Below are 26,328 nucleotides of genomic sequence, written 5' to 3' on the forward strand. Positions count from 1 at the left end.
TTGTCGTAATTCACAAAATAAACAAGGAGGTTTTTATTTGTCAAGTCATACCCAAAATTCGGGATGACTCATGTTTGTTATAATCAAGCTTTTAATAAATTAATACCCTGGATTTTGTGCAAACCCTGAATTTCCACCTTCTGAACGGTCAATTTGAGTTTGAGGAATTGGACGAACTAAGTGAATAGGTTTTACGTTAGCAGCAGCTTGAGGGTTGTACTTTTGTACACGCTCAACGAAATTACCCCAACGTTTTAAATCTAACCAACGAGTTTGCTCACCTACTAATTCTCTCGCTCTTTCTTCAACGACAAGGTCAAAGTTCATTTGAGCACTTGTAACTTCCATAGCTGCTTGTTTACCTGGGAATGCCGCGCGGCGACGAACCATATTAATGGCATCTGTTGCAGCTTGTTTGTTACCCGCACCCAGCTGTGCTTCTGCAAGCATCAAGTAAGTATCTGCTAATCTGAATACAAAGAAATCACGGCTACCAGATTCGTAAGTCATATCAGGGCGCTTTGTATCAAAGAACTTACGTAATGTAGGGAACAATGCTTCAGAATATTTGCTTGGCACTAATACCTGATACTTTTTCGTAGCTCTCTCAGCCTTTGTCATTTCATAACCAGGAATAAAAATCGCAGTATCACCAGCTGCAAAAGTCACAGTTGCTTTTGAATCATCAAATGCTGTACTATACGTTCCTGGCTTATTTGAATACCAAGTATCCTTAAACGTTTTCTTATAACGTGAATCGTTTACTCTTTCGCCAAATACAACATCTGTACAATAGGTGGTCGGACGTAAACGCTTAAATGGACGACCATTCGCGATATCACGTTGCATACCTGCTTGTACGTCATACTGCATACCATAAAGCAAGTGAAGGTTGTTACCACCATTCACCGAACCTGTATTATTGGTCAAGTTGGTCAAAAGGTCTGATGTATATTGTACGGCAAAAACGATTTCAGTATTTCTCTGATTATTTTCATCAAACACGCTTGCAAAATCGTCTAATAATTTAAATCCGTAGTTAGTTACTACACTAGAACACAACGTGGCAGCTTTAGAAAAATCATCAGCAGCTTTTTGTGCAGAATATGCTTTTGCCAAGTAAACTTTTGCCAAAGCCATTTCAGCCGCTGGTTTTATTGCTCTTCCGTATTGAGTAGAAGTATTAGGTAAATCTACAATCGCCTCGGTAAAGTCTTTGATAATCGCAGTATACATTTCAGCTTCAGTAGCTCTTTTTGTTGTTTTAGATGGAGCCAACGTTTCTGTTAATCTCAAATCAACGCCACCCCACTGTTGAAACAAAATGAAATAATATTGTGCTCTCAAGAATTTAGCTTCAGCTACTCTTATTTTTTTAGTAGCATCGGCTAATGTTGAAGCTGGCGCTCTACCAATGATGGCATTACAAGTGTTGATACCACGATAAAGTTCATCCCAAGTATTTCCAATATAATCTACGGTTGGGTTAAGCTGAGTATCATAAAAGTGGAATCCTTTATAACCTCCATCGGCTCCTGTAGCGTAAATATCAGTACCATACTCAGTCATAGTTAAACCTTGTTGTGTACCATAATAGTATCTAAGGGTTGAATATGCTGCATTTACTCCATCTTCAAAACCTTTTGGAGTATTCATGTAGTCATTACCAATACCAGAAACCACTTTTTCATCCAATAAATCAGAACAAGATTGCGCAGAAAGCATTAAAGCGGCAATACCTAAGATCCTTGCATGTTTATATATATATTTGATATTCATCTTTTTGTCATTTAATGTTTTTTAAAACTTCTTTAGCTACATGTTGTAGGCACTATACAGTACCTCGTCAGTAATGTTGTGCTTAAAATTTTACGTTAATACCTACTGTAATTACTTTCGTTGCTGGCGTAATACTATTGTTGATTGAAGTTCCTGATGTTTCTGGGTCAACTCCATTGTATTTTGAAATGAATTTTGACCAAATGAATGGTTGTTGAATACTTGAGAAAAGTCTCAACGATTCCATACCTAACTTCTTAGCAATGCCATCTTTGAAAGTGTACCCAAAGTTGATGTTTCTTAACTTGATAAACGACCCATCAAAATAAATTAAAGTAGTATTATATTGTGGGAATTCTTGTGTACTAAATGGACGAGGGAATTCTGCATTTGGATTGTTTGGTGTCCAGTAGTCAACTTTGATTTGTTGGTAACGACCAGCCAATGCATTGTTGTCTTGGTGGAAACCACTCACAATCATTTGTCCGAAACGACCAAAGAAGAAGAACGACAAGTCGAAGTTTTTATACGTAAAACGGTTTGTTAAACCAGCAGAGAAATCAGGAACATCTGAACCTAACAATACTCTATCTGAAGCATTGATTACGCCATCACCATTTGTATCTTGTACTTTAACTTGACCAACACCTGCACCTAATGCATTTCCTTTGTCACCAGGATAGAATTTAGCAGCTTGTTCTGCTTCGCTAACCTGCCAGATTCCTACTTTTTTGTAGTCGTAGAAAGAGTTAAGTGGCTGACCAATGAACCATTTGTTACCAACATCATCTACAGCTCCATTATAAAGTGAAACGATTGCTTCTTTATTTCTAGTAAACTGGAAATCAGTTGTCCATTTAAATCCACCTGCTGTATTAACATTCACTGTTGTCAATCCTAATTCAATACCTCTGTTTCTCGTTTCACCAACGTTACGTGTTACAGCACCAAAACCGATTGAGCCTGGTAGTTGGTCAGACAATAATAAATCTGTTGTATTAGTTTGGTACAATTCTAACGAACCTTGTACTTTTCCTTTCCAGAAACTGAAATCTAGACCAATGTTAGTGGTCGCTGAGTTTTCCCATCTTAAATCAGGGTTACCAATAGTACTTGGACGATATCCAAAAGCACCCGTATTATCCCAAGCATAAGTTGTTCTTCCTAACAAACCTTGGGTTTGGTATGGCGCCACCCCTTGGTTACCTACTGCACCATAGCCTGCTCTTACTTTAAGAAGATCTAACCATTGAATATCCTTCATAAAAGGCTCGTTGCTCATATTCCAACCTAAAGCTACTCCTGGAAAGTTACCATATTTTGTATTCACACCAAAACGGCTTGAACCATCACGACGCAACGTAAGTGTAACTAAATATTTATCGTTGTAATCGTAGTTAACACGACCCATGAAAGAGTTAATCGTCCATTCAGTTAAACCACTACCTACACCCACAACAGTACCAGCATTACCTAAATTATAAAATTGTTGAGTTTCAGCAGGAACACCTTGAACGCTAGCATTAAATACTTCATAACGGTCTCTCTGGATTGATTGAAGCAATGTTACATTCAAATTGTGTTTCCCATAAGTTTTTGAATAATTCAAGATGTTTTCAAGCGTCCAGTTGAATCCAAAACGGCTCTCATCACTTGCTTGTGCATCTCCGCCTTTTCTTGCGTTAGTTTGTCCACCAATGAATCTACCCCAACGAGATAATGTAAAATCTGGACCGAAGTTTACACGGTATTTTAAACCGTCCAAGATTTTCACTTCAGCATAAATACTATTAAAGATTCTGTATTTTTTAGTATTATCTACTTGCGCACCCGGCACAATCTCAGCTAAAGGGTTGGTCAACAAGGCATCATTTGTTGGTGCGAAGTTGATACTTCCGTCAGCTTTATAGGCAGCACCCAGTGGGTTTTGCTGGATTGTGAAACTATAAGGGTTTAAGTTTTCACCATTTCTATTACTGAACATCATGTATGATGACAACCCGATTTTCACTGATTTAGTGATTTCATGGTCGATATTGGCACGCAATGTTGTTCTAGTATAATCTAACCCTTCCGTAATACCTTTATCCAAGAAATATCCAGCAGAAATATAGAATTGTGTTTTTTCACTTCCTCCTTGAATACCAATCGTATGGTTTTGTTGGAAGCCTTTTCTAAGGATTAAATCTTGATAATCAGTACTTCTTCCTTCTGCCAAACCAGCTACTACGTTAGGGTCACCACCTAATACCGCAACTTTTGAATCAGCTACTGGGTCCGACTGCCCCGTTGGAACAATATTACCTGCTGCATTTCTGTAAATACCCGTAGCACGGTAAGACTCTCTAACATATTCCGCAAACTCAGGACCATTGAAAAGTCTCATTTTATTCAATGCTTCCGACTGACCAACGTACATATCATACGTTACAGTAGTTTTGCCTTTTACTGCTCCTCTTTTAGTTGTTACCAATACTACACCATTCGCCCCTCTAGCACCATAGATAGCCGTAGCGGTTGCATCTTTCAATACCTCAAGTGATTGAATATCATTTGGGTTCATATCTTCATAACCTGCTGATAATGGAATACCATCTACTACGTATAGAGGGTCGTTACCTGCATTGAATGAACGGCGACCACGAATCAAGATTTTAGGCGTTGTACCTGGTTTTGAACCCGACTGTGACACATCGACCCCAGCAGTTCTTCCTTGTAATGCCTGACCTAAGTTGGTGATAGGCATTTCAGAAATTTGCTTGGCTGATACCTGTGAAATAGCCCCTGTTAATTGGCTTTTCTTTTGTGTACCATACCCTACAACAACAACTTCGTCGATTGATTTGATGTCTGAAGAAAGCTTGATATCAACGATAGAACGGTTGTTTACAACGGCTTCTTGGGTATTGAAACCGATTGCAGAGAAAATCAAAGTTGTATTAGCACCCACAGCAATTTTATACACCCCACTAGCATCCGTTGTTGTTCCTCTGCTTGTTCCTTTCACTGCAATTGTTACTCCTGGCACGGCCTGACCGTCGTCTGCCGAGATAACTTTACCAGTAATTGTTCGATCTTGACCAAAACCAGTAAATGTAATCGATAAGAACAGTAAACAAACTGCCCAACCTACATTACTTCTTAATTTAAGTAGAGATTTCATACTCATGTGTTTTTGATTTTTTTTAAATTGTGATAGTTAGTAAATAAATTTGATTGAATTAATTAATTATTGAAATGGATAAATTGATACGATTCCAGATTGATGCTATCTCATCTTTCGACAAGCTTTCGTCTTCATTTCGATGCAGGATTGACTTTGCTAGTTCGATTTCTTGTTGCTTTTGTGGGTAACGTTCTAAAAATGCTTGCCAAAATTCTTTATCTACTTCATGATTTTCTGATTGTACCCATTCAATAAAGCAACTGTCTGATAAAAAATCTTCAGACATAAAATCTTTATACTTTGTAAACCTCTGCTCAAACAATTTTATAAATATTTTAAGTAAAACTTGTATTATGAGCAAAAGCTTGCTTAATCGGTTTTCTACTCAATTATTATTATTTTTTTTAAAAATTGAACACATCTAATATTTAACAAAAAAAAGAGCCAAAATCGAGTGATTTTGGCTCTTTATAAGAAAAGTAGATTTATATCATGCTACAGCGAGTCTTTCAATGGCAATGTGTTCTTTTAAAATCTTTAATGCTCCAAAAATAAGGTTGTAAACCGACTGCGGGTTAATCCTCATCATGCTAGATATCTGGTCGGTATCCATATCATGAAAAAATTTCAAAGAGATGGCTTCACGCTGACGTTTAGTTAAATACTTGAATGACTCCGCTAGGGTATCACTAAAAGTTTGTTCTTCTTCAAAAGCAACCAAACGGTTTTCATGAGAAGTAATAAAATCTGGGTTTTCAAGATAATAAGCTTCTTGATGTTGAAAATGGCGTTGTTGTGTTTCCAAATGGCGTACCAATTTTCTTTTGATAGAAGCCATTAAGTAATAACGAATAGAAGTTGTTTCACCTAAATTTCGGTGATTTTTCCACAATTCTACAAATAAGTCGTGCAAGCAATCCTTAATTAATTCACGATCTGCAGTAATACTTGTACTGTAATTGTACAATAGACTAACATAGTTATGATAAATTGAAGAAAAAGCAGCGTGGTCTCCTGCCCTAAATTCATTCCATAATGCAACCTCGTCGATTAGTTTTTTTGTAGTTATCATAGATAAAATAAGAGTATCTGTATAATTTTCTCTTAAAGATATATTAAATAAATATCACTTTTCAAGGTTTTTTTTGAATATTTTTCCGTAAACGTTTACGGAAACGTTTACAGCAAAACTTTTATTAAAAAAGATTGACATCATTAAAATTTATAGTTCTATACGTTAGCCATTATCACTTTTCTAATCCATTAATCGCTGTAAAATATTCTTTAAGCGAAAAATTAAAAGCGAAATAGGATATTTCTAATTTTGAGCCTATTTTTAGAGCTTATTATTTTTATCACAAACAAAAATCAACCAAACATGAAAAAACTTTTTATTACCCTCATTAACATATTACTGTTGGGGTCAATAGTTCATGCTCAAACACAATTCTCTCCTCGCAACGGTGTGCAGGACGAAAGACTAAACCTTTTTGCCTTCACCAACGCAACAATTGTGGTAGACGCTAATACTACTATTGAGGGAGCAACCTTATTAATTCGTGGTTCAGTGATTGAAGCTGTTGGCAAAGGAATCGTTATTCCTAGTGGAACCACCGTGACAGATTTGAAAGGAAAAAGAATTTATCCTTCCTTAGTAGAGGCATATTCAAATTATGGATTACCAGAAATTAAAAATGAAGGCGGAAGAGGTTTTAGAGCTGACCCTCAGTTTGAATCAAAGAAAAAAGGTGCTTATAACTGGAATCAAGCAGTTTTACCAGAAGTAGATGCTGCTAGTGTTTTTTCAATCAACGCTCCTGCTGCTGACGAACTACGTAAAGCAGGATTTGGCTCAGCAGTTAGTCATGTTCAGGACGGAATCGTAAGAGGAACGTCAGCATTTGTTATGTTGGGTGACGGTCGCGATCAAGATGCTTTATTGAAAAGTAAAGTTTCGGCTCATTATTCTTTCTCTAAGGGTACTTCTACCCAAGATTATCCCAACTCAATGATGGGGTCGGTAGCATTACTTCGCCAGACGTACCTTGATGCAGACTGGTTTAAGAAATCAAAAAACAAAGTTGAGTTCAATATTTCTTTAGATGCTTTTAATGCCAATCAAGGTATTCCACAGGTATTTGAAGTAGGCGATAAATTAGGAATATTACGTGCTAATAAAATTGCTAAAGAATTCGGTGTACAGTACATTATCAAAGGGATGGGCGACGAGTACCAACGCCTTGATGAAGTAAAGGCAACAGGTGCTACGTTGATTTTACCATTAAACTACCCAACTACGCCAGATGTTGAAGACCCTTATGATGCTTCGGTGGTTTCGTTAGCTGAAATGAAACACTGGGAGATGGCACCTGCCAATGCTAGTCTTTTATCGAAAGCAGGAGTAAATTTTGTTTTTACAACATCTAACTTAAAGTCGAAAGCGGATTTTTTCGCTAACCTCCGCAAAGCCATTGAATATGGTTTAGATGAAAAAGTAGCATTATCAGCCATTACTTCAACACCTGCACAGTTGATGAAGGTGGATAACTTGGTAGGTTCATTGAAAGCAGGTATGTTGGCCAATTTCTTGATTACTTCTGATAATCTTTTCAAAGACGGTAACGTAATTTATGAAAACTGGGTAAAAGGTAAGCGTTATGTGGTTTCAAATATGAACATCATCGACGTGCGTGCGAACTATGACTTGACAGTTGGTAACAAAGGTGGAATGAAATTGAATGTAACAGGTAAAATTGACAAACCTGATTTCCAGATTGTAGTAACAGATTCAATCAAAGTGACGCCTAAAGTAACTAGAACAGGCGAAAACTTTACGTTGACGTTCAAACTAGACCCTAAAAAAGATAAAGGTGATACACGTATCAGTACTTATTTTGATGGAAAGAATTTTAAAGGAGATGGACTAGATGCTAACGGACAAGCAGTTGCGTTTGTGGCTACTTTTAAAGAAGCATTAAAAGAAACGCCTGCTAAAGTTGATAGTGCTAAAAAAGTAGTTCCAGTAATCGGAAAATTATCATATCCTTTCACTAGCTACGGTACAGAAGACAAACCAAAAGTGGAAACCATTTTAGTGAAAAACGCCACCGTTTGGACAAACGAGAAAGAAGGTATTATTGCTAATACAGACGTTTTATTACAAAATGGTAAGATTGCGAAAGTAGGTAAAAACCTTTCGGAAAGCGGTGCAAAAGTAATTGATGGTACTGGTAAACACTTAACCAACGGTATTTTTGACGAACACTCGCACATTGCGTTGTTATCGGTAAACGAAGGAACGCAATCAGTTACATCTGAAGTAAGAATGGAAGATGTTATCAATTCAGAAGACATTAATATCTACCGCCAGTTAGCGGGTGGAGTTACTTCTTCTCAGTTGTTACATGGCTCGGCTAACTCAATCGGGGGACAATCTGCGATTATCAAATTGAAATGGGGCGAAGCACCAGATGCCTTAAAAATTCCAAATGCTGATGGTTTTATCAAGTTCGCTTTAGGTGAAAACGTAAAACAAGCCAACTGGGGCGACCGTGCTAGAATCCGTTTCCCACAAACACGTATGGGCGTTGAGCAAATCATGATGGATGCTTTCTTGAGAGCAAAAGAATACGAAAAAGCAACGAAAGCAGCGGCGGCAAATGCTAGTCTTGCACCTGTAAAACGTGATTTAGAATTAGATGCCTTAGTTGAGATTTTGAACAAGAAAAGATTTATCACTTGTCACTCGTATGTACAGTCTGAAATCAACATGTTGATGAAAGTTGCCGATTCATTAGGCTTTAAAGTAAATACTTTCACACACATTTTGGAAGGATATAAAGTAGCTGATAAAATGAAAGCACACGGTGCGAATGCTTCTACGTTCTCTGACTGGTGGGCTTATAAAATGGAAGTAAAAGAAGCGATTCCTTTTAATGCTGCCTTGATGACGAAAGTAGGTATCAATACGTCTATTAACTCGGATGATGCAGAAATGGCTCGTCGTTTGAACCAAGAGGCTGCCAAAACAGTGATGTATGGCGGTATGACAGAAGAGCAAGCTTGGAAAATGGTTACGTTGAACCCTGCTAAAATGTTGCATTTAGATAATCGTTTGGGAAGTATCAAAGTTGGAAAAGATGCTGACGTAGTATTATGGAACAACAACCCATTGTCGGTTTATGCTAAACCAGAAAAAGTAATCATCGACGGTGCTACGTATTTCGACCTTGAAAAAGACAAAGAATTGCGTTTGCAAATCGCTGCTGAACGCAATCGTATTACGCAGAAGATGTTGAACGCTAAAGCAGGAGGTGCTCCTACTGTGAAACCAGAAGTGAGAAGACCAAGATTATTTGTTTGTAATTCTGAAGGTGATTTAACGGAAGAAACTGGAGCATTTAAAGAAACTGGCGTTTCGCAAGCTGAAGGTCATGACCATGATTAATAGTTGTGATTGAGTGAGTGGTGAATGAGTGATTAAAATCATTTTTAGCATTTACTCATAAACTTTAAACTCATGAACTCATAGACTTGACTTAAAACATTTTTTCAAAAGAACAGACAATGAAAAACATAAAATACATATATAGCATAGTTTGCTTATTGTTGGCAAATACTATGTTTGCCCAAAACCAAGCTGCAGGTTCACCCCAAACCAAAGCTATCGCCCTGACAGGAGCTACGATTCATACGGCTGCAGGAAAAGTAATTCAAAACGGTGTAATCGTTTTTGATAAAGGAATCATCACAGCCATTGGTGATGCTAGTACGTCTTTCAACAAAGCTAATACTGAAGTGATTGATGTGGCAGGCAAAAGCGTTTATCCAGGGTTGATTTCTCCTGCTAATCAGTTAGGAATGATTGAAATTGAAGCAGTACGCGCTACTGACGACCAAGCTGAGATTGGGCCAATCAACCCACACGTTCGTGCGTTGGTGGCTTATAATACAGATTCAGAATTGATTCCTACGGTAAGAAGTAACGGCGTTTTATTGACACAAGCAACACCACAAGGTGATGTTATCACGGGGATGTCTTCTATTATGCAATTAGATGGTTGGAACTGGGAAGATGCCGTTTTGAAGAAAGATGATGGTGTGCATGTAAATTGGATTGGTTATTTCAAACGTGAATTTGATTTCTCTACTTTTACAGCCACTACAAAAAAGAACGATAAAAGAGATGAGTTGTTAAGAGAATTAGATAAAACATTTGATGATGCGATTGCTTATGCACAAATTAAAAGTCCTGCGGTAATTAATGTAAAGATGGAAGCGATGAAAGGTCTTTTTGATGGTTCAAAAAATCTATACATCTCTGCTGACTATGGTAAGGAAATAATCGAAGCCGTACAATTTGCTAAAGCAAAAGGTGTAAAGAAAATCGTTATTATTGGTGGTGAAGAATCATTGTTAGCGGCTGATTTCTTGAAAGAAAACAATGTACCTGTTATCGTTGGTACAACACACCGTTTGCCTAATAAAGTAGACGATGACACTGATTTGCCTTATAAATTGCCTCAGTTATTACAGCAAAAAGGAGTTTTGGTAGGGTTAGCTTACATTGGTCTGAACTGGAGAACACGTAATTTACCTTTCGTGGCTGGTACAGTAGCAGGACATGGTATGGACAAAGAAGATGCATTAAAACTTATCACTGCCAATAATGCAAAAATCTTAGGGATTGATAAATTAGTGGGTACTTTAGAAGTAGGCAAACACGCTACTTTGATTGTATCTGCTGGTGATGTATTGGATATGCGTACTGCGAAAGTAGAACAAGCATTTATTCAAGGTCGCAAGGTAGATTTGGACGACAAACAAAAACGTTTGTACAAAAAATATGCTGAGAAATATGGGACGAAGTAGTATTTTTTGATTGAAATAAAGGCTCTTTCTGTTATCGGGAAGAGCCTTTATTTTTTAAATACTACCTACTTCCAACTAGTACTGCGTAATATTTTTTCTTCTATACCTCAAGAAACTGGGGTTTTATGAGGTATAAAAGTCTTTTCTATCACTCATAACAAATAAGTTAAATCATTCTTCAAACCAAGCGTCGTGACACCAACATCACGAAGCTAGCTTTCAATCCTTATCTCTAGCGAGGGAATTAATTCCCTCGCTAGAGATAAAATTAAGATAATCATACACTTATAGATATATAGATAATTAATAGGACTTATGTCAACAACTAATAACAAATGATTTAAACATAACATGTAAAAACAGGCAAGGAATATTAAGCTAAATCCGTATTTTAGTTTCATTATCCACAATCAATCAAAAACAACAATGAAAGTACTGCAAGCGTTGCTCATCTCTTTAATTTTCACCCTTCCACTTTCAGCACAACAAGCAAGTCCCAAGGTATTAAATCATCGTTGGCAGGCCAATTGGATAGCACCACAACAGGTAAGTCTTAAAGATTTTGGCGTCTATCATTTTCGTAAAAACTTCGATTTATCACAAAAGCCTAGTCAGTTTATCATCAATGTTTCTGGTGATAATCGCTATCGACTGTTTGTCAATGGGCATTTTATTGGCGCTGGCCCTGCCCGAAGCGATTTGATGCACTGGAATTTTGAGACTTTTGATATTGCACAATACCTAACGCAAGGAAAAAATACTATTGCTGCTATCGTCTGGAATTTTGGCGAATATATGCCTGCTGCACAGATGAGTAATAAAACGGGATTTATCATTCAAGGAAATACTGAACTGGAAAGCATTGCGAATACCAATAACAGTTGGAAGGTATTGCAAAATCAAGCTTATAAACCTATCCCTGTAGAAGGTTCAAAATTACGTACTTATATTGTAGTAGGCTGTGGCGAAGAAGTAGATGCCACGAAGTTTCCAAGCAATTGGGAAAAACCATCATTTGATGATAGTCAGTGGCTATCAGCCAGAACCCTAGAACATGGTTATATTTCGGGTACAGGTTCAGGAGCAGAATGGTATTTAGTCCCTCGGACTATTCCACAAATGGAGGAAATTCATCAAAATATTAATACTATTCGGAGGTTCGAGAGTACAAAAACCATCACCATGCATGATAATTGGTTGAAAGGGAAAGGCTCATTAACAATTCCTGCTAATAGCAAAACCACTATTTTATTAGACCAAACATTTGAAACCGTTGCCTATCCTGAAATCATAGTAAGTGGAGGAAAATCGGCGGACATTACTTTTACTTATGCCGAGGCTTTGATTGATGATAAATGGGTGAAAGGAAACAGAAATGAGATTGAGGGCAAAAGAATCATAGGTATCCAAGATATTTTTCATCCAGATGGGCAAGCCAAAAGAAGTTTCAAACCCCTTTGGTTTAGAACCTATCGCTACATAGAAATTACGATTGTCACCAAAGAACAACCTTTAGCAATCGATGATTTTTATGGATTAAAAACGGGCTATCCTTTTGAGGAAAAAGCCAACTTTACTAGCAATGACCCAAGCCTACAAGACATCTGGAAAGTAGGCTGGCAAACGGCACGTTTGTGTGCAGGCGAAAGCTATTTTGATTGCCCTTATTATGAACAATTACAATATACGGGCGATACCCGAATCCAAGCCTTAATATCATTATATGTTTCTGGCGACGACCGTCTGATGCGTAAAGCCCTGACAGATTTCAATAATTCTATGACATCAGAAGGCTTAACCCAAAGCCGTTATCCCTGTAATACTCCTCAAATCATTCCGACTTTCTCGTTGTTTTGGGTATCTATAGCTTATGATTATTGGATGCATCGTAAGGATGATGCCTTTATGAAAACGCTTTTGCCGAATATAGAAAAAGTGTTGGGTTGGTATGAAAGAAAAATAGATCCTCAAAAAAATATGCTGGGAGCGATGAACTGGTGGTCGTTTGTAGATTGGGCTAAGCCTTGGAAATGGAATGCAGTTTCGGATATTGGCGGTATTCCTGATGGAGCAACAGATGGAAATTCATCAATTATCAGTTTTCAGTATGCCTATACATTGCGACAAGCCGCTGCCATTTTTGATACTTATGGAGAGAAAGAAAAAGCCATTTACTATCGTACATTGGCAGATTTACTATCGAAATCAAGCTACGAACAATGTTGGGATGCTACCAAAAATGAAGTAGCTGACACGCCTGATAAAAAGGCTTTTAGTCAGCATGGAAATATCTTTGCTATCCTTGCCAACGCTGTGCCACGCGCTAACGAAAAGGCTATTATGGACAAGATTTTAAATGACCCAAGTTTAACGCAAGCTACTTTCTATTTCCGTTTTTATTTAACACAAGCCCTCAAAAAGTCGGGAAGTGCTTCTTTGTATTATAGTACATTAACGCCGTGGCGAGATATGCTCAAGATTGGTTTAACCACTTTTGCAGAACAAGCCGACCCTACTCGCTCCGACTGTCATGCTTGGTCGGCATCGCCTAATTATGATTTTCTAGCAACCATTTGCGGAATCATGCCCGATGCCCCAGGCTTTGAAGAAGTACGCATCCAACCTTCTTTAGGAACATTAGAAAACATCTCAGGCAAAATGCCACATCCTAACGGAGACATTGCTGTAAAGCTAAACCGCAAAGGCAAAACAGGTATACAAGGCGAAGTAATCCTCCCTCCTAACCTTTCTGGGAAATTTGTTTGGAATGGGAAAACGATTTCTTTGGTAGCGGGGAAACAGGTGATTGATTTGGAATGATGTATAGATATCGGTCTGGAGCTTTGTCAACTTTTGAAAAGTTGACAAAGCTAAATCTAAGCTGAACGTTGGCAATAAAGATTAAATTCGATAAATAACATTATGCTTCCTCCTCCCAACACTGAACTCATAAAAGGTGAAATCGCGGACTATTATCTAGACAGCGACGGTATTTTGTATTCGTATTCAAAGAGAAGTCATCTTGACTTTTTTATTTTCTTGATTGCTATAATGATAAATGCTATAAAGTTAAATCCCATCCAACTTGAAAGTGTTGTGTCGAAGCGATTTAACAGAGACCTGTAACTATCTATTCATGCGTTAGTTCTTTCAATAGAATATCTTTCTTTGTAGAGTTCTTCGTCAGTGATGCGAGACCAGTTATCGTCAGTGGAGTTCCTTTTATTAGTGGCTATATTGGCGATAATTTGTTTTTGATGACAGAGTTGATGTAAACTTTCCGAATCAAATCGCATCGGCGAACCGCCCAGCGTCAGCATTCATAAATAACCCATCAACTGAAATAGTAGCATCCTCTAATATCGTAGTTAGTTCTTCAAAAGTGTTCTCAATGTTAAATAAATCATTGTGATTACCTGAAACTGGCGTTGACATGGCTAATACAAGTCCTTGTTTATCAGTCAAATAAAGCGCATTTGTTGTTTTACGCTTCTTTCGTCCCTGATAGCCAACTTCTTCGCCGCCACGAATACATGACGAATGGCTTCCATCCAAATTTACCATTGAAAGGTCGAAGGAAGACTTATATTTTTTCAATAGTTCTATCCAGCATTTTTGCCAAACTCCCTCTTTGCACCATCGACGATAATGCCCAAAAACAGTTTTATAGTGAAGAACATGTGTGCTGAATAAACTCTCAACAGGTAATAAGTGCCATTGAATACCCGTTTTGAGCTTGTAAAGAATACAATTAATGATTTCACAAGTTGGTGCTTGGGGCTTAAATCCTCGTTTTCTTAGAGGTAAATGACAAATTATTTCTGATTCTATTATATCTTTGCTCAGTACGTAGTACATAAAAAGGTTGCTTTGGTATGGTTCGCAAAACAAATATCAGCAACCTTTTTTATTTTTACATAATACTGTCTAAAAGTCAAGATGACTTCAGAGTATTAAAAGGACGGTTCAAAACATTACGGAAAATATTGCTTTGGTTAAATCTATCACGAATAATAAGACTGTTCCATTATTAATTTATCTGTGTGATTCTCCTATACCTGATAAAGCTACTCGTCAGTTTTCTACTGAGCAATTGCCTAATGTTTATAAAGCCATGGCGATGGTTTCTAAAGCAGGGTTGGCTCAATTTATCATGAATATTCTTTTCAAATTTAAGAAACCTGCTATTCCGATGAAGTCATTTTCAAATGATATAGAAGCTAGAGAATGGTTGATACAGTACCTGTGATTAATTGCTATCAACACAAAAAACCCCAAGAAGAAATCCCTTGGGGTTTTGCATAATTATAAACTATACCAAATATTAAAAACCTATTCCTACCGTAAAGGCACGTACTGTGTTAGGTAAATCTGCTAATTTTGTAGCTGTTCCTGTTGTAAGATTTATGGTGTAAATAGAAGATTTATCACCAACCTTCAAGGCTGCATAAGCCATTCCTCCTCTACTACTAATATCAAATCCTCCAACAGTTTCAACATTAATCCCCAAAGCTCCAACTTCAACCAATGTACCATTATTTGGGGGGTCTTGTTTGTATAATTTATCCGTTACATTATCAATATTAAACAAAACCGTTGAGGTAGCTCCTGCAAAATTATTGGTATAGGCAGAGGCTGTTATAGACGGTGTACCCGGATTCAAAGCACCATCTACTGCTGCAATTACTCCAGTTTCTGGATGTAAACGTAAGTTTTGCCCTGTATTACTGATACAACGGATTCTATCTACGGTAGGATTAAAATCAAAGCCAAAGGATGTTCCAGCTAAAGTAGTAGCAAATGGTGCTGTACCAACTACTGTGGCAACTCCCGACGAAGTATTTAATACATACAATCTACTGGTACTACCCAAAGCATATAATTGCCCCGTAACTGGACGGAAATCTATTCCTACAATACTTTCGCCTGTTTGCAAACCCGTAATTGCTTTTGAAACGGGTGTACCAATATTCGTATAATTGAAGACCATTAAATTATTACTTTCATCCACTGCATAAGCAACTGGTGAGGTTGGAATAGCCAAACCACTGATATTTCCAGCTGGCAAATTGCCTAATTTTGTTAGTTTCCCTGTTGTAATATCTACTTGATGAAGTTCCCATTTACCCGAAACCATTACAGCCGTAAGGGCTACATCACCTGCTGGATTAATATCAAAACCTGCCGAAGCACTTATGTCTATGCCTAAAGCACCTACTTCAACTAAAGTACCATTATTAGGAGGGTCTTGTTTGTATAATTTATCAGATTTTGAATCAATGTCATACAAAATCGTGCTACTGGCACCAGCCATATTGTTAGTATAAGCCACTGATTCAATCACTGGACTAGCACCGCCATTGATGTTGCCGTCAGTAGCTGCAACTGCCCCTGTTTCTGGATGCAACCGCAAATTTTGACCTGTATTGGTTACCAATCTGATTCTATCTACTGTTGGGTTAAAGTCTAGACCCACTGCTGTACCATTGATTACAGGGTTTAGTGCAGTAGTACCTATTACTCTGGCAGTCCCTGTTTCTTGGTTAATTACGTAAATTCTATTCATGGTACTTACGCCATACAATTCCCCCGTAGCAGGGCGGAAATCTATGGATACCAAAGCATCGCTCGCTAACAAACCTGAAATAGTGATGGTAGCAGTAACCGTTTCTGAATTCATGGCATTTACCTTCATCAATTGCTTACCATCTGCTAATACGTAGAACGTCTGGTCTGGTTTAATAACCGCTGGCACGTTTTCGTTGTCATCCTTGCAGGAAAACATACTGAAACCCAAAGCAAAAGCGGAGGCTGTCAGTAACAGTCTAAATTTATTTGAGTGCATATCTACTAATAGTTTTATGTGGAAATTTTAGCAGATATACGCAGCCTATGCATTCTTGGTTTGGATAAAATTCAGAAAAATGAATTATGGTTTCATTTTACGGCATTAGCTGTTAAAAAGATTCTTCTTCAAAAACTCATTTTGAAACTTACCTTTTGGGTCGTATTCTTTTACCAATGCCTTAAAGTCATTTAACTTTCCGATTCGACCTTGCAAAACCGTTGCGTCCATTGTAAAGAGTTTTGCCCAATGTGGACGGGCATTAAAAGGTGCTAATTGTTCTTCAAAAAGCGGAAGGATGCCCATAACTACATCCACTTCTTGTTTCCAAGTAGTATGTATCGCTACACACGTTTGTTTGTAACAAGGGCTCATCCATAAATCATCTGCCTGAATAGCACGAATTTCTGAGATAAAAATATGCGGACTAACTTTTTCGTGTAGTTTCTCTATCGCCATCATGGCTTTATAAGCGTGTTCGATAGGGACAAAGTATTCCGACTGTAATTCTTTTCCTGCACTTGGCGTAAAACCCATTTTAAAATGCGGCATTCGTTCATACCATACGCCCGGTATACCCAATTGTTCTGTGCAGTTTTCTGCCGAAATTTCTTCTATCGGATGTAGGTTTTGTGTCGCTAATTTTGCGCCAAATAATTCTGCTGGAATTTCCGTCGTGTCGCCTTCTTCTACTTTACTTTTTACCCATACTTCATTAATATTTTTATTCTTCCAGTCGGTAAACAAGCTAACACTATAGCCACTAGACATGATGGTCTCGAAGTTCTTTTCTAAAGCACTCATTGGCAGGTTTCGATAAACTACCTGCTTCATTTTAAAACTCGGTTGCAATGCCAAGGTAATTTTAGTGATTACTCCCAACGCTCCTAGCCCCACTACGGCACCATTAAACTTTTCGCCATCTTTTTCTTTTGAAAGGTTGATTATTTCTCCCTCGGCATTTACAAATTCAAAGGCAGTAACGGCAGTAGATAAGTTTCCATTTTTTACGCCTGAGCCATGCGTAGCAGTAGCACAAGCTCCCACTACTGAAATGTGGGGTAAGGAAGCCAAATTGTGTAAGGCATAGCCGTTTTCTTCTAAATAAGGGGCTAACTCTCCATATTTTATACCACCTTCTACCGTAACCGTATTTGCTTTTTTATCTAAGGATACTACTTTATTTAACTCTTTTAAGGAAATCTGATTCTCGCTACTATCAGCAATCGTATTAAAGGAATGACGCGACCCTAACGCTTTTAGGCTATCGCACTTCTTTACAATTTCTTGTATTTCTTCTACATTTTTGGGATAATAGACATTTTCGGTACTGTATTCTAAGTTTTCAGCCCAGTTTTTCAGATGCGTTTTTGGTTCTGACTTACAAGCTACTAAGCGAGAAAGCACGATTCCTCCTACCATAATTGACGATGTTTTTAAAAATGTTCTTTTTTTCATACGGATAAATAGTTGAGCTGTTTTGGATATTAAAGCAATATAAAACTAATTTATATTTCATCCTTAAAAACACAACGAAACATCAAACTTTACTCATTCTGATGATACTTATTATTTTACGTGATAATTACTTACTTTAATGGAATGACATTGAACACAAAAAACCCCGAGAATATTTTCTCAGGGCTTTGCAGTAATATAAAATAAGTAATTAACCTAAATGGAGTGTGTATTAGTGAATATGTTCGTTTATTAATAAAATCGTTAGTTTAAACCCCTATCATTTGAGCATTTTAGGAGGAAATCTTAGCAGATATACGAAGCCAACACTGTTTTGGTTTTTTAGCATTTGAAAAAGGATGTTTACCTTTGAGAAAACATTCAACCCAATGGCCAATATCCCTAGTAAAATCCTTATTGTTTTTGTGCGTGTATATCAAGGACTCATTTCGCCTTTTTTCCCGAATGCTTGTCGTTATACACCAACTTGTTCACAATATATGATTGAAGCTATTCAAATCTGGGGATTTTCAAAAGGCTTTCGTTTAGGTATCAAACGTTTTTCATCTTGCCACCCTTGGGGTGGTAGTGGCTATGACCCCGTACCACAAAAATCTTGTTGCGAAAAAAAGGACAATTGATTTTTTAGGAAGTTTTTTATTTCTATTTTTGGTTTGAATCTATTCATCAAAACTCAAAGTCATGCCCAAAAATCTATTACTTTACGCATTTTTGCTATTAAGTATCTGTGCATCAGCACAAAGCAAGCTCCAATCTCCCGAAGAGTTTCTGAACTTTAAAAAAGGCGAACGCTTTCTAAGACATCATCAGGTAGTGAGTTATTACGAATATGTAGCTCGCCAAAATCCAAATCAGGTTAAATTGATTCAGTATGGTTCAACCAACGAAGGTCGCCCATTGATGATGGCCATTTTAGCATCGACTGAAAATTTTGCACAGTTAGAGGAAATCAGAACCAATAACTTAAAGTCAATTGGTTTGTTGGAAGGAAAGCCTACTAAAAAACAACCTGCTATCGCTTGGTTGAGTTTTAACGTACATGGTAATGAATCATGCGGAACAAGTACTGCTCCATTTACCTTATACGAGTTGATGAACCCTAGTAACGAGCGTTCAAAAGCTATTTTGGCCAATACTGTGGTTATCCTAGACCCTAGTATTAACCCTGATGGATACGACCGTTATGTAAATTTCTATAATCAAAAAGTAGGTGCGGTGTATAATCCAAATCCTGCTGCAATTGAACATGCTGAACCTTGGCCAGGTGGACGTTTCAATCACTATTTATTCGATTTGAACCGTGACTGGGCTTGGCAAACACAAAAAGAATCACAAGAAAGAATGGCAGTGTACCGCCAATGGATGCCACACCTTCATGCTGATTTTCATGAGCAAGGTGTAGAAAATCCTTATTACTTTTCTCCTTCTGCCAAACCATATCACGAAGACATTACTAGCTGGCAAAGAGAATTCCAGAAAATTCTGGGAGATTACAACAAACGTGATTTTGATAAAAATGGATGGTTGTATTTCTCAAAAGAACGTTTTGACTTACTATATCCTTCTTATGGTGATACTTACCCAACTTATAACGGTGCCTTTGGTATGACTTACGAACAAGGCGGAGGCGGTAGAGGTGGTTTAGGCGTTACTAAAAGAGATGGCGATACGCTTACTTTAAAACAAAGAATCGACCACCACTTAAGTACTTCGTTTTCTTGTTTAGAAGCCATTTCAGCCAATGCAGACAAAACGGTTACTGAATTTATCAAGTTCTTCGATAATGCTCAAAAAACGCCAGTAGGTCAATACAAATCATTTGTATTCAAAACAAAAGGCAACGAAAGCAGAACACGTGAATTTTTGAATTATCTAGACCGTGAGAACTTCCAATATGGTATTGCGGGAAAATCGTTAGTGGCGGCAGGTTATAGCTATCAGGATGATAAAAATGTAGGTTTTGCCATCGACCCTGATGATATTGTCATTAACCTATTCCAACCTCGTTCTACGTTCTTAAAGATTTTGTTAGAACCTAAAACAATGGTTGAAGATTCTGTCACTTACGACATTACGTCATGGTCGTTACCCTATGCGTATGGCTTAAGTGCTTTTGCTGTAAAAGATAAAATTACGCCAGCACCAAAGCCTCAGTTTGTACCTGCTACGTCAAAAATAGAAAAACCGTATGCTTATATTGTAAAATGGCAAGCATTCAGCGAGTTGAAATTACTGGCTTCTTTGTTGAAAAAAGGTATCAAAGTTCGTTCAGCAGCCAAACCGTTTGAAATTGAAAACCAAACGTATAACGAAGGTACTTTGGTCATTACTCGTACAGGAAACGAACGCTTAGGCGATTCTTTCGATAAAATTGTAAGAACAGAAGCTGACAAGTTTCAAGTAAATCTTTATTCGGTGTCTACAGGTATGTCTACTAAAGGGTCAGATTTTGGCTCAGACAATGTATCATATTTAGCACCACCAAGAGTGGCTATTGTTTCAGGAGAAGGTGTTTCTGCTACTGGTTTTGGTGGTACGTGGCATTTCTTTGATAAACAACTTGAATACCCTGCTACGATTATTGGTGAAAATACGATGGGAACCGTTGATTTATCTAAATATGATGTGTTGATTTTGGCAGATGGCCGATACAACAAAATTTTAGATGATAAAAACTTAAGTAAAGTAAAAGACTGGGTGCGTGCTGGTGGTAAATTAATTGCGATACAAGGCGCGTTGAATGCTTTGGCTGGCAAAGATGGCTTTGATTTGAAACACAAAGAAGAGGATAAGAAAAAGGATAAAGAAAAGGAAAACGAAGCGGCTAAATTAAAGGTTTTTGGCAATGCTGAAAGAGAATCTGTTTCAGAAGAAACACCGGGAAGTATTTACAAACTTTCGATGGACAATACCAATCCATTGGCTTTTGGGTACGATAAAAACTATTATAGCTTGGTATTAGAAACAACTGATTTCCAATATTTAACGGATGGTTGGAACGTGGGTGTAACTAAAACCAAAGATTTAATAGCGGGTTATGTAGGTGTAAAAGCACAAGAAAAGCTTAAAAACTCCATGATTTTTGGGACACAAGATTTTGGTCGTGGACAAATTGTTTACTTAGCTAACGACCCTATTTTCAGAGGCTTCTGGCAAAATGGTAAATTATTGTTTGGAAATGCTGTATTCATTGTGGGAAATTAATTTTCTTCAATTCATTCATAAAAAAGCCTTTATCCGTGATGGATAAAGGCTTTTTTTATGTTAAATTTTCTTGAAAATTAATATGTTAGATAAAAACCAGTAATCAGAACAATCTATGAAAAACTCGACCATTAAAATCAATACCATTGATGATTACATCGCTGGTTTCCCTTTGAAGATACAAGAACAGCTACAAACCCTTAGGATAATAATAGCCGAAGCTACACCTAATGCTGAAGAAGGAATCAGTTATGATATTCCTATTTTTAAACTTCATGGGAAATTAGCCCATTTTGCTGCTTATAAAAACCATATAGGCTTTTACCCAGGTGCTTCTGCCATTGAAGCGTTTAAAACAGTATTGGATGACTATGAGACTGCTAAAGGAACCATTCATTTTCGTTTCAACGAGGAAATACCCAATGAGTTAGTTACAGCAATTGTACAATTTAAGGTAAAAGAAAATTTAGTAAAAGTTGCTTTGAGAAATAAGAAGGAATACTAGCATTTAATTCTTAGAAATTGAACCTATTAATGAAAGGCCTTGTCTAATATTTAGAGTTTTATAAGTATTAATACCTACAAAATTAATTATAAAATCATTTTTATGTACTAATTTTGATTCGTAAATAAGAAACAAAACCCAAAAAACAATTCACAACTATCAAGCTATCTTAGGCTAAGAATTAAGAATGGACGAATGGTTAGACAAAAATTAAAACGAAATTTAAGAATTTCAAGGTACATTATCTACAAAGAAACGTTAGTCGATTACAAAGAAAATTTCTGGTCATTTATTGGTGCTTTTATTGGGATTGGACTCATCTCATTTTTACAAACCTTTCAACTTACTTCAGATGACAACATTTTTTTGATAGGTTCATTCGGAGCATCGAGTGTGTTGATTTTTGGTGCTATCCAAAGTCCCTTAGCACAGCCACGTAATCTTATTGGTGGACATTTGATTTCAGCGATTATCGGGGTAACTATTTATCAACTGCTTCCTAATATTCTTTGGCTCACAGCTCCTCTGGCTGTTTCTAGTGCTATCGTGATGATGCAAATCACCAAAACGCTTCATCCTCCGGGCGGAGCAACGGCATTATTAGCCGTGATTGGGTCTGATAAAATTAAAGGCTTAGGCTATTTTTATGTTTTATCGCCTGTGCTTTCAGGTTGTCTTATTCTCTTTCTAGTGGCTATTATTTTTAATAATATTACCCCTGATAGAAAATATCCTACCGATAAAAGATTTACGGATTCGTTGAAAAGGATGTTTATTAGAAGAATTAAAGAATAGATTTTAATTGAGATGAGGTATTGACATTTCAAACATTTCTATTAGCTGGTGACTAAAGTCCTATTGATTACCAATACATATCCATAAGTATTTGATAATCTTATCACTAGCGAGGGACTTAAGTCCCTCGCTAGTGATAAAGCTTGCTTGCTTCGTTATATTGGGAAGACGGAGGCTTAGTTTGAAGGATGATGAAAAGAGTTTTACGTTTATACCTTCTTCAAATACACATAAAAGTTATCATCAATTTTTATGTCTTTAATTCCTTTCATGCTTTTCCACGTTGTAGTTGGCTGAATAAATTGATACTTACCTGTAGCATTTTCTATTTTTATGGGCATATTAAAACCATCAATACAGGTAGTCCAGCGATAGGATACCGCTCCATTCTCTACTTTATATTCCAAAGTTGGAATTTCGGTATTTCTAAGGTATTGGTCAAAAACTTTACTTAAATTAATCCCTGATTTTTTGGTAATGTAGCTCTCTATTTGCTTGGTATCTACTGTCTGGTGATAAAAAGCTTTGTTCAGCCCTACCAAAATTTGTCTCCATTTTTCATCATTATCAATAACCTGACGGATAGTATGCAACATATTTCCTCCTTTGTAATACATATCTCCAGAACCTCCCTGATTTACTTCATAATCACCAATAATGGGTTCTTTGTTGCCAATTAGTTTTCTACATCCCTTCACATAAGTCGCTCCTGCTTCTTTGCCGTAATAATATTCAGTAAAAAGGTTTTCTGAATAATTCGTAAAGCTTTCATGAATCCACATATCAGCAATGTCTTTATCCGTAATATTATTAGCAAACCATTCATGTCCTGACTCATGAATAATAATAAAATCCCATTTCAGCCCCCAGCCTGTTCCTGATAAATCTCTCCCTAAATAGCCATTAGTGAAATGATTACCGTAGGTAACAGAACTTTGGTGCTCCATGCCTAAATAGGATACTTGTACTAATTTATAACCGTCTTCATAAAATGGATATGGTCCAAACCAATGTTCAAAGGCTTTGAGCATCATAGGCACTTGTTTGAATTGTACTTTGGCTTTTTCAAGGTCCTCTGGCAACACATAATAGTTACAATCTAAATCGCCTTTTAGTCCTTTATACTTTTCTGAGAAATGTACGTAATTCCCGATGTTAATATTTACGCCATAGTTATTGATTGGATTAGCAACAAACCAATCGAAAGTACTCGTTTCGTCAGGATTATCTACTACTTTCAATAATCGTCCGTTTGAAATATCCTGTAAGCCTTTAGGCACAGTAATAGAAATCAGCATACTATCGGCTTCATCATACATGTGGTCTTTGCATGGCCACCAAACGCTAGCGCCTAAACCTTGGCACGATGTGGTAATAAACCATTTGCCCTCTGAATCTTTCTTCCAAGAAAACCCTCCATCCCAAGGTGGACGACGAGCAACTCTTGGCTTACCTTCATAAAATACGGTGATAGATTCTGTTTTGCCTGTCACTTGCTTTTTTTGTAATTCAACAAAGAAAGCATTCCCTTCTCTTTTATATTTTAATGATTGTCCATCTTGAACTACCTTTGTGATTTGCATCGGATTTTGTAAATCAATCTGTATTACCTGCGCGGGCTTTAATACTTTATAGGTAATCAGATTATTCCCAGAAATAGTACTATCGTTGGGCTGAACTTTTACACTGAGGTGATAATATTGAAGATTCCACCAAGCTCTTTCGGGGGTAATGCTTCCTCTGAGCGAGTCTTGTCGAGTATATGCTTTTTTAGGTTGAAATAACTGCGAAAATCCTAAAAAGCTTAGGGTGCATAAGCATAAGGTAATAATGAATTTCATTGTTGTTTGTTGATTGATTTAGTAGTAAGATACAAGATATTAGACATTAGATGCTAAATACAGTATCAGGTTTTGAATGTAATATAAAAGATTCTTAAATATTGAGAAGAAAGATTAAATATTTTACTTATGTCTATTGTCTTTTATCTAATATCTAAGAATTCTAACCTACCTCCACGATATTCCTTTTCTTTTCCACAGTCAATTCTTTTGGGAGGGCTGCTAAGATACATTCTTTTAGGGCTTTTAGGATGCCTAATTTTGCAAAATTTTTGTGTGCTACCAAACTTACTTCTCTGACAGGTGCGGGTGATTTAAAATGACGTATTAATTTTAATCTTTCATCATCAAAATCCATGGTTGCCAGTTCAGGTAAGATAGTGATACCTTGATTTCTTTCCACCATCTTGCGAAGTGTCTCCAAGCTACCAGCCTGATATTCAAATTGATTTCTTCCGATAGATTTACGCTTTAATTCACATAAATTCTCAATCTGAGAACGCAAACAGTGTCCTTCTTCCAAAAGCCATAATTCCTTTGGATTAATATCTTCCGAAAGTGCATATTTTTTCTGATAAATCGCATTTTCTTTTGATACATATAAAACTAACTCTTCATAAAAGATAGGATATTCTACAATATTGGGCTGTTGGAGAGGCGTAGCGATTAAACCCAAATCAAAATCATCATTCTTTAAGCCATGTACAATTCTGTCGGTAGTAAGTTCTTTAATCTTTAATTCAACATTCGGGTATTTTTCAAGAAAATTAGCTAGAAAAAGAGGTAATAGATAAGGAGCAATGGTAGGAATAACACCCAAACGGACTTCGCCAGTTACGTCATGCTTTCCAGAATTTACGGCATCTTTGATTTTATAAAATTCAGCAATAGTAATACGAGCCTGCTGAATAATTTCTAAGCCAATTTGGGTAGTTACTACTGGTTGGCGACTCCTATCAAATATTTTCACACCCAATTCGTCCTCCAATTTTTGAATTTGCATGCTCAAAGTTGGTTGAGTTACAAAACAACTATCAGCAGCTTGCACAAAATTTCTATGATTCTCAACGGCAATTACATATTCTAATTGTGTAATAGTCATGTTATTAAAAGAAGTTATAAGGAATATCTATGTAAATATCAATATTATCAATTTGTTTACAAAGAGATTAGTGAGCAACTTTGTAAAAGAAAAAGAAATATTACTTTTTAAATGCAGTAATACTTAATTTCTTTCTAAAAGAACTAAAAATTGTACAATTTCAATATTTTATTTAAACAGAAAACAAAAAAATCATGTTATCATTAGGCTCAACATTCCCAAAATTCCAAAAAACAGCAGTAGTTTCTCTTGAAAAAGGAAAAGAATTTTACGATATCACTTCAGAAGATCACAAGAATGCTGACAAGTGGTTAGTGATGTTCTGGTGGCCAAAAGATTTCACTTTTGTTTGTCCTACTGAAATTGCTGCTTTCAATGCAAAATACGACGATTTCTCTGATCGTGATGCTGTATTAATCGGTGCTTCTACAGATTCAGAATTCGTTCACTTAGCTTGGAGAAACAATCATGACGATCTTCGTGGATTAAAATTCCCTATGTTAGCTGATACTTCTAAATCTTTAGCTGAAGAATTAGGTATTTTAGAAGCAAACGAAAAAATCGCTTACCGTGTTACTTATATCGTTGACCCACAAGGAATTATCCGTTGGGTATGTGCTAACGATTTATCAGTTGGCCGTAACGTTGACGAAGTATTAAGAGTTTTAGATGCACTTCAGACAGACGAACTTTGTCCTTGTAACTGGAAACAAGGCGAAGAAACTTTATCAGTTTAATTTC

The 26,328-nt window shown here is 36.8% G+C and carries 17 protein-coding genes and 1 pseudogene; 9 read left to right on the plus strand and 9 right to left on the minus strand.

The features are described from left to right. Nucleotides 1-99: 99 nt before the first annotated feature. The 4 genes from AC07N0_RS10190 to AC07N0_RS10205 all read right to left on the minus strand — a co-directional run bounded on the left by AC07N0_RS10190 (nt 100) and on the right by AC07N0_RS10205 (nt 6,017). Nucleotides 100-1,779 (minus strand): RagB/SusD family nutrient uptake outer membrane protein, encoded by a 1,680-nt coding sequence (locus AC07N0_RS10190; RefSeq protein ID WP_494589096.1) that lies wholly within the window; start codon nt 1,777-1,779, stop codon nt 100-102. Nucleotides 1,780-1,861: 82 nt separating this feature from the next. Continuing rightward, complete coding sequence (locus AC07N0_RS10195) at nt 1,862-4,942, minus strand: SusC/RagA family TonB-linked outer membrane protein (protein ID WP_494589097.1); 3,081 nt, start codon at nt 4,940-4,942, stop codon at nt 1,862-1,864. Between the two features lie 58 nt (nt 4,943-5,000). Next, on the minus strand, nt 5,001-5,231 hold the full coding sequence (locus tag AC07N0_RS10200) for a hypothetical protein (protein WP_492799576.1): 231 nt from the start codon (nt 5,229-5,231) through the stop codon (nt 5,001-5,003). A gap of 204 nt (nt 5,232-5,435) precedes the next feature. After that, nucleotides 5,436-6,017, minus strand: coding sequence for an RNA polymerase sigma factor (locus tag AC07N0_RS10205; protein WP_492799577.1), 582 nt, complete (start codon nt 6,015-6,017; stop codon nt 5,436-5,438). A 306-nt stretch (nt 6,018-6,323) separates the two neighbouring features. Here AC07N0_RS10205 and AC07N0_RS10210 point away from each other — a divergent pair, with 306 nt between their 5' ends. The 3 genes from AC07N0_RS10210 (at nt 6,324) to AC07N0_RS10220 (ending at nt 13,636) form a co-directional block, all read left to right on the plus strand. Beyond that, entirely contained in the window at nt 6,324-9,392 is a 3,069-nt protein-coding gene (locus AC07N0_RS10210) for an amidohydrolase family protein (RefSeq protein WP_494589098.1), read from the plus strand. Between the two features lie 119 nt (nt 9,393-9,511). Next, nucleotides 9,512-10,816, plus strand: coding sequence for an amidohydrolase family protein (locus tag AC07N0_RS10215; protein WP_494589099.1), 1,305 nt, complete (start codon nt 9,512-9,514; stop codon nt 10,814-10,816). A gap of 426 nt (nt 10,817-11,242) precedes the next feature. Then, entirely contained in the window at nt 11,243-13,636 is a 2,394-nt protein-coding gene (locus tag AC07N0_RS10220) for an alpha-L-rhamnosidase-related protein (RefSeq protein ID WP_494589100.1), read from the plus strand. A 197-nt stretch (nt 13,637-13,833) separates the two neighbouring features. Here AC07N0_RS10220 and AC07N0_RS10225 read toward each other — a convergent pair. Next, a pseudogene (locus AC07N0_RS10225) lies at nt 13,834-14,674 on the minus strand (transposase). Between the two features lie 115 nt (nt 14,675-14,789). Between AC07N0_RS10225 and AC07N0_RS10230 the strand changes: the two are divergent. After that, nucleotides 14,790-15,065 (plus strand): DUF7793 family protein, encoded by a 276-nt coding sequence (locus AC07N0_RS10230; RefSeq protein ID WP_494589468.1) that lies wholly within the window; start codon nt 14,790-14,792, stop codon nt 15,063-15,065. A 75-nt stretch (nt 15,066-15,140) separates the two neighbouring features. On the opposite strand, the gene AC07N0_RS10235 is transcribed toward AC07N0_RS10230, so the two are convergent. Both AC07N0_RS10235 and AC07N0_RS10240 read right to left on the minus strand, forming a co-directional pair. Then, the gene (locus tag AC07N0_RS10235; RefSeq protein ID WP_494589101.1) at nt 15,141-16,661 is read right to left on the minus strand and encodes a DUF4394 domain-containing protein; all 1,521 of its coding nucleotides are present in this window, start codon (nt 16,659-16,661) and stop codon (nt 15,141-15,143) included. A gap of 105 nt (nt 16,662-16,766) precedes the next feature. Further along, nucleotides 16,767-18,119 carry an FAD-binding protein gene (locus AC07N0_RS10240; RefSeq protein ID WP_494589102.1) on the minus strand — a complete coding sequence of 451 codons (1,353 nt, stop codon included), beginning with the start codon at nt 18,117-18,119 and terminating at the stop codon, nt 16,767-16,769. A gap of 389 nt (nt 18,120-18,508) precedes the next feature. On the opposite strand from AC07N0_RS10240, the gene yidD reads away from it, so the two are divergent. The 4 genes from yidD to AC07N0_RS10260 all read left to right on the plus strand — a co-directional run bounded on the left by yidD (nt 18,509) and on the right by AC07N0_RS10260 (nt 22,644). Then, a complete protein-coding gene (gene yidD / locus AC07N0_RS10245; protein WP_494589103.1) occupies nt 18,509-18,760 on the plus strand; it encodes a membrane protein insertion efficiency factor YidD in 252 nt (83 codons plus the stop codon). A gap of 61 nt (nt 18,761-18,821) precedes the next feature. Further along, complete coding sequence (locus tag AC07N0_RS10250; RefSeq protein ID WP_494589104.1) at nt 18,822-21,344, plus strand: M14 family metallopeptidase; 2,523 nt, start codon at nt 18,822-18,824, stop codon at nt 21,342-21,344. A 115-nt stretch (nt 21,345-21,459) separates the two neighbouring features. Further along, a complete protein-coding gene (locus tag AC07N0_RS10255) occupies nt 21,460-21,849 on the plus strand; it encodes an iron chaperone (protein ID WP_494589105.1) in 390 nt (129 codons plus the stop codon). A gap of 195 nt (nt 21,850-22,044) precedes the next feature. Further along, nucleotides 22,045-22,644 (plus strand): HPP family protein, encoded by a 600-nt coding sequence (locus AC07N0_RS10260; RefSeq protein ID WP_494589106.1) that lies wholly within the window; start codon nt 22,045-22,047, stop codon nt 22,642-22,644. 209 nt (nt 22,645-22,853) lie between these two features. Here AC07N0_RS10260 and AC07N0_RS10265 read toward each other — a convergent pair whose 3' ends face one another. Then, entirely contained in the window at nt 22,854-24,485 is a 1,632-nt protein-coding gene (locus tag AC07N0_RS10265) for a M1 family metallopeptidase (RefSeq protein WP_494589107.1), read from the minus strand. A 163-nt stretch (nt 24,486-24,648) separates the two neighbouring features. Next, complete coding sequence (locus AC07N0_RS10270; RefSeq protein ID WP_492799589.1) at nt 24,649-25,587, minus strand: hydrogen peroxide-inducible genes activator; 939 nt, start codon at nt 25,585-25,587, stop codon at nt 24,649-24,651. Nucleotides 25,588-25,781: 194 nt separating this feature from the next. Between AC07N0_RS10270 and AC07N0_RS10275 the strand changes: the two genes are divergently transcribed. Further along, nucleotides 25,782-26,324 (plus strand): peroxiredoxin, encoded by a 543-nt coding sequence (locus AC07N0_RS10275; RefSeq protein WP_494589108.1) that lies wholly within the window; start codon nt 25,782-25,784, stop codon nt 26,322-26,324. Nucleotides 26,325-26,328 lie beyond the last annotated feature (4 nt).

It is taken from the genome of Arcicella sp. GW821-FHT09D11 (assembly GCF_059416265.1).

Bases quoted from the DNA above. Each gene is read 5' to 3' on its own strand.
- AC07N0_RS10250 (WP_494589104.1), top strand. From the start codon at position 18,822: ATGCCCAAAAATCTATTACTTTACGCATTTTTGCTATTAAGTATCTGT.
- AC07N0_RS10235 (WP_494589101.1), bottom strand. From the start codon at position 16,661: ATGCACTCAAATAAATTTAGACTGTTACTGACAGCCTCCGCTTTTGCT.
- AC07N0_RS10205 (WP_492799577.1), bottom strand. From the start codon at position 6,017: ATGATAACTACAAAAAAACTAATCGACGAGGTTGCATTATGGAATGAA.
- AC07N0_RS10240 (WP_494589102.1), bottom strand. From the start codon at position 18,119: ATGAAAAAAAGAACATTTTTAAAAACATCGTCAATTATGGTAGGAGGA.
- AC07N0_RS10260 (WP_494589106.1), top strand. From the start codon at position 22,045: ATGGTTAGACAAAAATTAAAACGAAATTTAAGAATTTCAAGGTACATT.
- AC07N0_RS10275 (WP_494589108.1), top strand. From the start codon at position 25,782: ATGTTATCATTAGGCTCAACATTCCCAAAATTCCAAAAAACAGCAGTA.
- AC07N0_RS10255 (WP_494589105.1), top strand. From the start codon at position 21,460: ATGAAAAACTCGACCATTAAAATCAATACCATTGATGATTACATCGCT.
- AC07N0_RS10265 (WP_494589107.1), bottom strand. From the start codon at position 24,485: ATGAAATTCATTATTACCTTATGCTTATGCACCCTAAGCTTTTTAGGA.
- AC07N0_RS10220 (WP_494589100.1), top strand. From the start codon at position 11,243: ATGAAAGTACTGCAAGCGTTGCTCATCTCTTTAATTTTCACCCTTCCA.
- AC07N0_RS10200 (WP_492799576.1), bottom strand. From the start codon at position 5,231: ATGTCTGAAGATTTTTTATCAGACAGTTGCTTTATTGAATGGGTACAA.
- AC07N0_RS10210 (WP_494589098.1), top strand. From the start codon at position 6,324: ATGAAAAAACTTTTTATTACCCTCATTAACATATTACTGTTGGGGTCA.
- AC07N0_RS10190 (WP_494589096.1), bottom strand. From the start codon at position 1,779: ATGAATATCAAATATATATATAAACATGCAAGGATCTTAGGTATTGCC.
- yidD (WP_494589103.1), top strand. From the start codon at position 18,509: ATGGCCAATATCCCTAGTAAAATCCTTATTGTTTTTGTGCGTGTATAT.
- AC07N0_RS10215 (WP_494589099.1), top strand. From the start codon at position 9,512: ATGAAAAACATAAAATACATATATAGCATAGTTTGCTTATTGTTGGCA.
- AC07N0_RS10270 (WP_492799589.1), bottom strand. From the start codon at position 25,587: ATGACTATTACACAATTAGAATATGTAATTGCCGTTGAGAATCATAGA.
- AC07N0_RS10195 (WP_494589097.1), bottom strand. From the start codon at position 4,942: ATGAAATCTCTACTTAAATTAAGAAGTAATGTAGGTTGGGCAGTTTGT.